The 11,267-nt window shown below is 33.4% G+C and carries 9 protein-coding genes and 4 tRNA genes; 8 read left to right on the top strand and 5 right to left on the bottom strand.

The features are described 5' to 3' along the window. From I2E21_RS06885 to I2E21_RS06850, 8 genes are all read left to right on the top strand, one after another. A partial coding sequence (locus I2E21_RS06885) for an InlB B-repeat-containing protein (RefSeq protein ID WP_195410817.1) occupies positions 1–1,542 on the top strand: 1,542 nt, incomplete at its 5' end. Positions 1,543–1,645: 103 nt separating this feature from the next. Further along, positions 1,646–2,755: an AAA family ATPase gene (locus tag I2E21_RS06880; RefSeq protein WP_022235105.1), complete on the top strand. Its 1,110-nt coding sequence runs from the start codon at positions 1,646–1,648 to the stop codon at positions 2,753–2,755. Positions 2,756–2,972: 217 nt separating this feature from the next. Further along, a tRNA-Arg gene (locus tag I2E21_RS06875) sits at positions 2,973–3,049 on the top strand. A gap of 4 nt (positions 3,050–3,053) precedes the next feature. After that, positions 3,054–3,130, top strand: a tRNA-His gene (locus I2E21_RS06870). A gap of 3 nt (positions 3,131–3,133) precedes the next feature. Further along, a tRNA-Lys gene (locus I2E21_RS06865) sits at positions 3,134–3,209 on the top strand. A gap of 64 nt (positions 3,210–3,273) precedes the next feature. After that, positions 3,274–3,348, top strand: a tRNA-Gln gene (locus tag I2E21_RS06860). 699 nt (positions 3,349–4,047) lie between these two features. Next, the gene (locus I2E21_RS06855; protein ID WP_147329121.1) at positions 4,048–4,521 is read left to right on the top strand and encodes a hypothetical protein; all 474 of its coding nucleotides are present in this window, start codon (positions 4,048–4,050) and stop codon (positions 4,519–4,521) included. Between the two features lie 377 nt (positions 4,522–4,898). Further along, entirely contained in the window at positions 4,899–5,477 is a 579-nt protein-coding gene (locus tag I2E21_RS06850; protein WP_243240603.1) for a type III toxin-antitoxin system ToxN/AbiQ family toxin, read from the top strand. A 217-nt stretch (positions 5,478–5,694) separates the two neighbouring features. On the opposite strand, the gene I2E21_RS06845 is transcribed toward I2E21_RS06850, so the two are convergent. The 5 genes from I2E21_RS06845 to I2E21_RS06825 form a co-directional block, all read right to left on the bottom strand. Then, positions 5,695–6,246, bottom strand: a complete 552-nt coding sequence (locus tag I2E21_RS06845) for a hypothetical protein (RefSeq protein ID WP_195410814.1) — start codon at positions 6,244–6,246, stop codon at positions 5,695–5,697. Between the two features lie 287 nt (positions 6,247–6,533). Then, complete coding sequence (locus tag I2E21_RS06840) at positions 6,534–7,172, bottom strand: hypothetical protein (protein WP_243240602.1); 639 nt, start codon at positions 7,170–7,172, stop codon at positions 6,534–6,536. Continuing rightward, complete coding sequence (locus tag I2E21_RS06835) at positions 7,165–8,445, bottom strand: ATP-binding protein (protein WP_195410812.1); 1,281 nt, start codon at positions 8,443–8,445, stop codon at positions 7,165–7,167. The genes I2E21_RS06840 and I2E21_RS06835 overlap by 8 nt, the downstream gene beginning before the upstream one ends. A gap of 144 nt (positions 8,446–8,589) precedes the next feature. After that, positions 8,590–9,021, bottom strand: coding sequence for a single-stranded DNA-binding protein (locus I2E21_RS06830; RefSeq protein WP_195410811.1), 432 nt, complete (start codon positions 9,019–9,021; stop codon positions 8,590–8,592). Between the two features lie 805 nt (positions 9,022–9,826). Next, positions 9,827–11,167: a helix-turn-helix domain-containing protein gene (locus I2E21_RS06825; RefSeq protein ID WP_195410810.1), complete on the bottom strand. Its 1,341-nt coding sequence runs from the start codon at positions 11,165–11,167 to the stop codon at positions 9,827–9,829. Positions 11,168–11,267: the final 100 nt, after the last annotated feature.

Genomic DNA, 11,267 nt, shown 5'->3' with positions numbered 1-11,267 from the left:
TCTTACTATGTAACTTTGCTTGACAAAGAGGGTAAGTGGAATGTCAACGGTACTGCAAGAATTAATATTCCAACAGGTATGACAGCAAATTACGGTTATGAAAACGGCAAGTGGGATATTGAACCAAAGTCACCTGTAAAGGAAACAAATGCGGAAACTTACACTTATACTTTTACAAAGAAAACCGACCCGAAAGTTGATTACAAAGAACCAAACGAAAACGATAAACCAACACCTGCTACACAGGTAGTAGAGTACGGAAAGAAAATACAGGTAAAGCCGAACGGCGGTGTATGGGTTCACGATAACAAGACTTATTCGGATGATGATGTAGCAACATTTGTTCTTGAAAAGAATATAAAACTCGAAGATCCGACAAGAACAAATTATGTATTTATGGGTTGGGATAAGCAGAAAGGCAAAGACGATGTAGCTTATATCTTCACAGCAATATGGGAAGTAGATAAGATAGGTGACGGAGAAAAGCCTGACGGAATACCTGATAAATATCAGAAGAAAATTACCTTTAAAGTAGTAAACGGTACTTGGGAAGATAAGAGTGCAAATGATATTTCATACTATGTAACTTTGCTTGACAAAGAGGGTAAGTGGAATGTCAACGGTACTGCAAGAATTAATATTCCAACAGGTATGACAGCAAATTACGGTTATGAAAACGGCAAGTGGGATATTGAACCAAAGTCACCTGTAAAGGAAACAAATGCGGAAACTTACACTTATACTTTTACAAAGAAAACCGACCCGAAAGTTGATTACAAAGAACCAAACGAAAACGATAAACCAACACCTGCTACACAGGTAGTAGAGTACGGAAAGAAAATACAGGTAAAGCCGAACGGCGGTGTATGGGTTCACGATAACAAGATTTATTCGGATGATGATGTAGCAACATTTGTTCTTGAAAAGAATATAAAACTCGAAGATCCGACAAGAACAAATTATGTATTTATGGGTTGGGATAAGCAGAAAGGCAAAGACGATGTAGCTTATATCTTCACAGCAATATGGGAAGTAGATAAGATAGGTGACGGAGAAAAGCCTGACGGAATACCTGATAAATATCAGAAGAAAATTACCTTTAAAGTAGTAAACGGTACTTGGGAAGATAAGAGTGCAAATGATATTTCATACTATGTAACTTTGCTTGACAAAGAGGGTAAGTGGAATGTCAACGGTACTGCAAGAATCAATATTCCAACAGGTATGACAGCAAATTACGGTTATGAAAACGGCAAGTGGGATGTTGAACCGACTGAAATTGTATCCGGAATTGAAGATGTTGTTTATGTTTATTTGTTTGACAAAATAGCAGAAACAGAGCCACAACCGCAACCGACAACTGTACAGCCGACTCCTACAGTTAAAACCGTTGTTCAGGAAAAAACGGTTTATAAAACACAGTATGTTGAGCCTATTACCTTAAAAACAGGTGATAATCTCACTTTCTTAGGTGTGCTTGTCGGTTTATGTGCAGCAGGTTTTGCAGGAACAATAATTTTCGGTAAAAAACGAAGTAAGTAATATTAAAAAGGCGATTGCAGATTAATTTAGCAATCGCCTTTTTTCAAATACAGAATAATAATAAATATTTCAAAGGTTATAATAAATTAAATGAGGTGAATTTATGGCTGAGGTAATTAAAATAGTTTTGACAGGCGGTCCATGTGGCGGTAAAACAACTGCTTTGAATTTTTTGAAAGATGAACTTGAAAAGTTAAATATAAAAGTTTTTATATTAGAAGAAATTGCAAGTAATTTATTGAGCAACGGCATTACTCCGCAAAAACTTGGTGTATATGAGTTCCATAAACAACTTTTTGAAACTCAATTAAAAGAAGAAAATTCTCTCGAAGAGAAAGCTAAGGCATACAATGGGGAAAAGGCTGTAATTTTATTTGACAGAGGATTGCTTGACAGCAAAGCATATGTTACCGATGCCGAATTTAAAAAATATATTTCAATAAGTAATAAAAATGAAGATGTATTAAGAAATTCGTATGATGCTGTATTTCATTTAAAAAGTGTTGCTTGTACAGATGAAAACACTTACATTAAGAACTGCAATTCTGTCAGAAAAGAAGATGTAAAGCTCGCCAAGGAACTTGACGAAAAATTACTTTCTATATGGACAGGCACATCACACCTGCGAGTTATACCAAATAACAGTGATTTTAATAAAAGGCTCGATAATTTGCTTAAAGAAGTATTAGGGTTCATCGGTGTTCCGGAACCTCTTGAAATTGAGCGTAAGTTTTTGATAGAATACCCTGATATTGATTATCTTAATAATATGACTGCTTGCAGAAAGGTTGCGATTACTCAGGCATATTTAAACACTCCCGAGGAAGGAATGTTCAGAATACGGAAGCGTGGTTACGGCAAAGACGCAGTATATATTAAAACGGTAAAAATCAAGATTAATGATTTAAAAAGGATAGAAAAAGAATCTTATTTGACACAAGCCGAATACAATAATTATCTTTCAAGAAAAGAATGTATAACGGGTATTATTTCAAAGGACAGATATTGCATAGTGTATGATGACGAATATTTTGAACTTGATGTTTATCCGTTTTGGAATGACAGAGCAACGCTTGAGATAGAATTGCTGTCAGAAGATCAGCCTTACAAACTTCCTCCTTTTATTAAACTTATAAGAGAAGTAAGTCACGAACCCGAATACAGAAACATTGCACTTGCGCAAAGAATGGTTCATAATAAAGGGAATGATTAAGATAACTTAATTGATAACAACATTTCGATATTAATACCAAGTGATATTGACATTATTATCTGCAATGTGTTAAAATGTCTATATCATTAACTTCATCATCAAATTAAAGCAGGAAAATAAATTATAAAAAAATAAAAAAAAGTGTTGACAAATGGAGTTTGCTGATGTATAATAATGAAGCTGACTTAAGGGAAAAACAAATTTTTAAGTTAAGTATGCGGCAATAGCTCAGCTGGATAGAGCAACTGCCTTCTAAGCAGTAGGTCAGGGGTTCGAGTCCCTTTTGCCGCGCCACATGGTGGGATTAGCGTAGTTGGTTAACGCGCCAGTTTGTGGCACTGGAGACCGACGGTTCGAATCCGTCATTCCACCCCATTTGACTCATTAGCTCAGTTGGCAGAGCACTTGACTTTTAATCAAGGTGTCCGGAGTTCGAATCTCCGATGGGTCACCATAAAGCCGCACATTTTACTTTTGTGCGGCTTTTGATTTAAAAACCACAAGTTGGGTTTAAACGGTGGGCTGTCGCCAAGCGGTAAGGCAACGGACTTTGACTCCGTCACCCGTGGGTTCGAATCCCGCCAGCCCAGCCAAAAGTAAAGTGATTTAAATAGTTAAGCAAAACTACTTAAATCGCTTTGCTGTTTATTTAACAGTAATAGGTTTCAGATAGTCGCTTCCTCTCGTTGGATTGTCGCATTAGCTAACATCAGTTCAAGCCGATAACAACCACGAGGTAACTACACAAAGGGATAGGTGGTTGCACACCGATTCCGCAGTGGAAAGAAATACCCCTATCTGTCCTTTATTAACTTTTATTTGCAAAAAATTAAGACCTGCACCACCGGATAAATAGTACAGGTCTTGACAAAGTATCTAAAAGCGCATAAAATAGAACAATACGCTTGTTTAGCTTCTCAAGTTCTGAGTACGGTCATACTCGGGGCGCATGCTTATCAGTGACTGCAATCATTGATAAGCTGAGGGGCTTATTTTATTTGCACTCACATTTTACCATTTAAAGAGAAAAATGTCAATATATAATGGAAAATATAGTGAAATTTAGTTTTACTATTTAATTAAGTGTCCCACCGTGGGACACTTATTATAAATAAAATATAGTGATGAAAAATCACTATATAGTAGGAGTGATAATTATTAAGACGATATTAGTTAAGGCGAATGGTCAAAAGTTTCAAGTTTATTCGGCTGAAGAAGTTAATAATAAAATATGTGTAATATTTAACAAGGACGGGAAAAAGTATTATTACAATAAGCAGAGTATTGAAATTTTGGAAAACAAGAGATCAAACTTTGTATTGGAGTCATATATAAAAGGGAAATTACCTTTTACCGTATATACATTTAAAAAAGAATGTTTCAGATGTCACGGATTGACAAATGTTATAACTTACATAAAATATAAATATAGCCCTTACGATGATTTAACTTATCCTTGGGATATAAATAGGCTTACTAATAGTCAAGATATTTTTGCTCACATAATGGATCCGTCTATCGAATATTTTGGATTAAGTGTTATAGGCAATTTACCAAAATTTGACAGTATTCTTATGAACGCTTTTCCTGATAGAATTGATGTAAGATATAGTAATACTACAAAAACATCTTATCCAATGAATTTATGTGAGCACTGCGGAACACCACAGGGAAATTATTATATTTATAGGCAAGTCAATGAAATGATTGATGATATGCAACAAATTGATATTTTGGAATACACTACATTAGAAGATGAAAAATAGATAGTAATTAGACAGTTTATTTTATCACAAGTGTCCCACCGTGGGACACTTGCAGTAATACGGTTTTATTATTGATGATTGCTTTTCATAAGACTATAATAAAAGCGGTTCTCTCAACCAACCAAAATGAGAATTTAAAAAGTATTTTCAAAAATTATTGATTTTTTTATAAATATATCATATAATATAAGTGGACACAATGATGTCTTTAATGAGGAGTGCCTTGCAGCTCTAAATGCAAGTGATTTATGTTGAGTGCCCTGCAGCTCTAAATGTAGGTGATTTATGTTGAGTGCTCTGCAGCTCTAAATGCAGACCGTAATGTATAAAAAAGGGAGCGAATTTTCGTTCCCTTTTTGTTTTAAGGAGAAATGCATTTGAAAGACCTTGATTTTTATATTGTACCAAATAGTTATATTACATACTTACAAAAGGCCGAGAGTATAAAGCGGGGTTTTACTCGTGTTCCGAATATGGATTATGGTAAAAATCATAAGCCTAAGTTTATATGTGGTATTGTACTTAAGATTAATGATGTAAGTTATTTTGTCCCGGTATCATCTTATAAATTTAAGAAACCTGATAATTTTCTGATTTGCGATAAGAACGGAAATACAATCTCATCTTTAAGGTTTAATTATATGTTTCCTGTTCCGTTAGAAATTATTAAACAGCGAAGAATTGATATTGAACCGGACTTAAAGTACAGAGCTTTGTTGGCCCAAGAACTTAAATATTGTAAAGACAATCAAGATACTATAAGAAATTTAGCTAAAAGAACGCATAAAAGGGTAATGCTTGCAAAAAGCCCAACACTTGTTAAAAACAGTTGTGACTTTTCTTTTCTTGAGCAAAAGTGTCAAGAATATGAAAATCAGTTATTGCAAACCCAACAACCAATCTTACCAAATCAAATACCACCTGTTCCTACAAATGAATTTACACAAGGAATATAATATAAGCCTTCTGCCGAATTTGGCAGAAGGCTTTTTTAGTACAAGTGTCCCACGGTGGGACACTTGAAGTATCAAAATAACAGCATTTGATGTTTTAAAATAGCAGGAAATAAATTAACTGTCCCACGGTGGGACACTTGCGGTATCAAAATAACAGTATTTGATATTTTAGAATTGCAGGAAAAACAAATTAACTGTCCCACGATGGGACACTTATTTATATGTTTTGATTAAAATTATTTAAATGTTGTGGTGATTGTATTTGATTAGGTAGAAGTATATTCTGTAATTGTAATTCATTTATAAGATAATTCTTTATATCGGTTATGTGTTGTTCAAGTCTATTTGGAAAACGACCTTCATAAGACAGAATACGCAGTAATTTTTTATGTATAGTTTCAATTTCTTGTTTATTTTTTAAGCAAAGGGGATTGCCTTGCGAAATGTATGCTTTAGCAATATATTTATCTGTGATAGGAAAGCAGTTACTAATTCTATATAGTGCCGGTTTATTGGTGTAACCAATATGATAATACGCAGAACGAATATCATTTTTTGGTAGTTGTATGTAGTTATTATACTTGGCAATTTGATTTTGAGTTCTGTGAGAAATATCACTTGTTGGTATAGCCCAAAATAATCCGTTAATATTTTTATCTTTAATACAACAATAAATTGGACGCTGTTTACTGTCACCGTATTTACCACCCAAATTATTGATTAATTTAATATAAGAGTTATCAATTAAATAAAAACTGTTTTCCTTCATTTTTTCTCCTTTGTCTTTTACAAAATAAGCCTCCTACCATTAAGGTAAGAGGCTTTTCGTCAAACCGCCAATTTAGGAACGCCGAACGGTAGGCATATTCAATCAAACCGTCAATTTAGGAACGCCGAACGGTAGGCATATTCAATCAAACTGTCAATTTAGGAACGCCGATCAGTAAGCGTATTTTCTCTGGGATTTCTCCCTACAATATTATTATACACATTGCAGAATAATATGTCAATGATTTTCTGCAAGTGTCCCACGGTGGGACACTTGCGGATAAATGATTATTCAGTTTCAACTATAAGTCTTTTGTTTATTTCTTCAATCCAGCTACTATTGTCAGACTCCAAATATTTTAAAAATCTTTTAAAATTGCTGCTTCCTTTTATGCTGTCATCAGATTCTAAATTTTGAACTCTTCGCTTCATATCATAGTAGTTTTCCTTTGTAATAAATTGCATAGCTTTTTCTATTTGATTAGCTTTTGCTTTATAATTTTCTACGCCTGTAAAATGCTTAATTAACGGAGCATTTACAGGTTTGGCAGGGGTGTTGAGATTTTCATCTGTCCAATGTTTTGAAACAATTTGCATAGTACACGGATTACCGAATATGATTAGTGAGTCAGCTATATTGTCAATTCCATGAAATTCATTGATTTTACGCTTTATGTCATTGTACTGTTCATATGGCTTTTTTTCTGTATCGCAGAATACAAGAACAATATCATATGAGTCACTATTATAGCGGTCTTGGTATCTTGCAGGTATGTTACCGTTTCCATTAGCATTAACTAATTCTATATGGTATTGGTCGTTCCATACTTGTAACTCTTTAAGTCTGTCAAGGTAAAAGTATTCTTCGTTTCCTTCACAAATAATACATATTCTTTGCTTGTCAAAAAATATAGGTAGGTTATTCATCATCAGATGATGTACCTCCTTTCACTGTATCATTATGAATACTTATTAGCGTATTGATTAAATCAGGTTCCGGTATTGCACCGAGAGCACCTTTTTTGTATTTTTCAATAATATCTGTGGTTTCACGCACACCTTGTTGAGCTGTAAAATTAGCAAGTGAATAAAAATAAACATTGTACTTATCTTTGTGAACAAACCATATTTGTTCTTTTCTAAACAGCTTTTTGCAATCCATTAAACTAATGTCGTGAGCAGTAAATATCATTTGTGCCTTAGTATTTAATTCATTATTGAACATAGCTACTATGGCTCTTGTAAGTTTAAAATGAAGGCTGCTGTCGAGTTCATCTATAATTAAAATTCGGCCTTTTTCCAACGCTTCAATAACATAGCTTGCTAATGCTGCTATTTTCTTTGTTCCGGTGGAATCAAATATCATACTTGGTACTTGAATACCTTTATATGTTGAAACTAAACGAATTTGATCCATAATGCTGTCAGGTAAGTTTAGTGCATTTTCATCAGCTTTTCCTTCATCTTTTTTGGAAAATTTTATTTTATCCATATCAACAAATTCAAAATTATCCATATATAAATCTGCGTTTTTAATAAATTCAACAATCTTGTTTTGAAGATTGTTTTTATTTTTCATTAGCTCAATAGTATGCTTGATAGGAATATTATTCATATTAACAATATCAATTTTATTTGCAAAGCTGATTAGTATTTTTTTCATTTCATCAAGATATTTGAATTTTGTTGTATCAATCTGATAAAAGAACAGACTATTATTTGATATAACGGGTAACATTGTATCTAAATTTTCATCTGCACAGTAATATTCTTTATTTTTCACATCTTTTTTGAACCAACATTGTGTTTTTTCGTTGCCGTATTGGTCTTTTATTATTTCTGAAAAACATTCATATATATATTCTTCTTTATTTTCATCAAATTTAAAATCAAATGAAAATTCTCTGTTAAATTCTAAGAAAGTAATGCCAAGTTCACATATTGAATTGTCTGTAAATAAATTAGACATTAGTCTTGATTTTCTGTTTAACAGGGCATTTTTAATATCAGCTATACATTTAATAAAGCGTGTTTTACCTGTATTATTTGAGCCATATATGCCGGCAGCTTTTAATATATTGAAATTGTTTTCTTTATGAACATTAGTGATAAATCTTTTATTACGCATATCTGCGTTCATTGAAAATACAACTTCTTGATTGAAAATATAGCAGTTATTAATTCTTATTTCAACTATCATACTTATTCTCCTTAATTCGCAATCAAATTTTTGCATTTGTTTTATATTAATATTATAGCTTATACTTATATTTTATGCAATATTATTGCACAAAATATTTTGATTTTTTAACAAGTGTCCCACGGTGGGACACTTGTTGCAGCTTCAGAACGGTAAATCATCATCAAGAGGCATATTTTCAAAATCGGGTTGTGATGGCAAAGGCGGCTGTTCAGATGTAGTTGAAGAAGAGTCTTTATTATTATTTGCTTTTTGCACACGCTCACCGGTAAATGATACTGTATCTGCGACAATTTCGGTTACATAGCGTGTACTTCCGTCATTGGCCTGATATGTACGACTTTGTAGTTTGCCTTCAAGAGCAATCATATTGCCTTTTGCAAAATAGCGACATACAAATTCTGCTGTGTAGTTCCAACAGACAACATTGAAAAAATCAACCTTTCTTTCTTCACCGGGTTTGTTGTAATTTCGTTCAACTGCGATACTAAAACTTGTTACGCTTTTTCCGGTAGTAGTTGATTTGAGTTCAGGGTTAGCAGTAAGTCTTCCCATGAGTACAATTCGATTTAACATATTTATGACTCCTTTTTTATTAATATATCAGTTAAGTGTCCCACCGTGGGACACTTGTGGGCAAACAAGAGGTTGTTTATTTATTTTTTTCTCTGCTTTCGGGTGTTTAATTGTAGGCGAGTAGCTGCACAGGTTATGACTTTGCAAAAGTTATTTTACAGTCAACTTTAAAATAGTGTAGGGGAGAGCTACCGGCGTAAGTTATGTTGCATTTTTGTGAGCAATCGTCTTGTTCTATTTTTTTCTCTGCTTTAGGGGCTTTTACCGAGTTTGATAACTTTGCAAACTTTAGCTTTTACGCTGCTGTCGTTGAATATATTTTCTTTTTAGCCTGCAATTATTTATCGGTAATTCTGATTTTGAAGTAATCTTTTGAGAAACAGCAGCTTTTTACTAAGTTCAAGTGTCCCACCGTAGGACACTTGAGGAGGTAAGCAATAACTGTCCCACGGTGGGACACCAAAACAATATTTTGCCACGGAAAGTAGGGTAGTAAAATTTGCTGGATAAAGACTTAATATTGCAAGCAATATTAAGTCGGTCACAAATGTCGGCAGTGCCGACATTTTCGATAACATTAACTTTAATATCATCGACTAAGCCTTTAATATCACTTTTAGATTGCTGTTTTATTTTCATCAGATAAAAGCTGACTTTTTAGTAACATTGATTTTAATATTGCTAAAATTTCAAGACAAAAATTTGACAAAATGCTGATAGCAGAAAAGAAAAAGCCTTGATTTTTGCGTAAATTCGATTTATTCCCTATAAGAGTAAAATTACATCAGCAGACAATAAAAAACGCTTACAAGTCGAATTTGGCTAAGTTGAACGCAAAGTTTGTAATGTTGTCAAAAAGTAACGCTTTGAGATAATTTGAACAATTACGGATTTCATATTCTTTGCTTGCTTCTTCATAATTTAAAAGTGTATCCGAAATCAAATCACATAATGAATTAGCTTTTGCAATACCGTGCTTTGTAATGCAGTTGTTAATTGAATAAATAAGTGTACGCTGTGACACAGTAGTTTTATTATAGGTCTGAGTGGTGTTGGTAGTTGCCATATCACAAAGTAAATCAACAGCTTTGCAGTATAATCTTGAATATATATCGTTCTCGTAAGCGACATAACTTTGATATGCACTGTAATCTGTCAATTCTTTAATTGATTCAACAATCTTGTCATTGTCAGTTGTAAAAGGTACAGTAAGGTTAATTCTGTCAATGATTAGATTATGATCTGATTTACTGTTATTTATGGTATTGTTATATATGGTATTGTTATAATGTCCGAAATTTTGGGACACGGTATTGTCCGAAAAATTAGGACACGGCAATGTCCTGTTTTTTAGGACACGGTTGTTTTCATTGTCCTGCTTTTTAGGACATGGTGAGAGTGTAGATTTTACCGCATTTTTTACATTGTCCGAAAATTTAGGACACGGTTTATTACTTTCTTTTTCCTGTTTCCCTATAACTGTAGGATTAGTGTTAAGTATGTAGTTATTTACACAAAACTTACCGTTTTTACCCTTACGCTTAATTACGGATATATAGCCATAAGCTATAAGTTCATTTAGTGTATTGTAGTATGTCTGCTTGCTTATACCGAGAATTTCCATAGTATAATCTCTTGTAGGAAATACTGTGTTTGATGATTGAGCAAGTGAATAGAATAAAGCAATCATACCACGAGCCTTAACGGATAAACGAGTATCACACATAATTAGCTTTGGCATATTTCCGTAGCCGTATGAGTAAATATTATCAAGTGAAAGTGTATGATGTTCTGCAGAAGCAGACGGCGGACAACCTATAGCATTAGGATTACTGCATATGGTGTACACATTTTTATTTAGAAAGCCTTTAGCTTTTGAAATTGAAATATAACTCTTTTCAACAAGCCTGTTCAGATATTTGTAGTAGGTGTCTTTGTTCATATTTAGGTCACGAAGTATTGTGCTGCGTTTTGGATAAATTTTACCTGAACCTGCATAAGAAGCTAAGTAGGCATAAATAGCCTTGCTTTGTAAAGGCAGTTCTTTGTCAAGCATAACTTTTTGAGCAAGCATACCAAATCCCTGTGCGTATACGCCGTCAATTTCTACTGCGATTTCTATGTCTTTGTTATTTAATTTTTTCATTATAATTCCTCCGTATTTTGAAGCTGCTTGAAACGGACTTTTTTAATTGTTCAAGACCGTGTGAATTAAGCAATTAAAAAAGTCTGCTGCAAGAGCAACA

It is taken from the genome of Ruminococcus sp. BSD2780120874_150323_B10 (genome assembly GCF_015553695.1).
GTDB lineage: Bacteria > Bacillota > Clostridia > Oscillospirales > Acutalibacteraceae > Ruminococcoides > Ruminococcoides intestinale_A.
Note: the sequence above shows the minus strand (reverse complement) of the source record. Positions and strands in the feature narration are given on the sequence as shown.

Bases quoted from the DNA above. Each gene is read 5' to 3' on its own strand.
- I2E21_RS06880 (WP_022235105.1), top strand. From the start codon at position 1,646: ATGGCTGAGGTAATTAAAATAGTTTTGACAGGCGGTCCATGTGGCGGT.
- I2E21_RS06845 (WP_195410814.1), bottom strand. From the start codon at position 6,246: ATGAAGGAAAACAGTTTTTATTTAATTGATAACTCTTATATTAAATTA.
- I2E21_RS06840 (WP_243240602.1), bottom strand. From the start codon at position 7,172: ATGAATAACCTACCTATATTTTTTGACAAGCAAAGAATATGTATTATT.
- I2E21_RS06835 (WP_195410812.1), bottom strand. From the start codon at position 8,445: ATGATAGTTGAAATAAGAATTAATAACTGCTATATTTTCAATCAAGAA.
- I2E21_RS06830 (WP_195410811.1), bottom strand. From the start codon at position 9,021: ATGTTAAATCGAATTGTACTCATGGGAAGACTTACTGCTAACCCTGAA.
- I2E21_RS06825 (WP_195410810.1), bottom strand. From the start codon at position 11,167: ATGAAAAAATTAAATAACAAAGACATAGAAATCGCAGTAGAAATTGAC.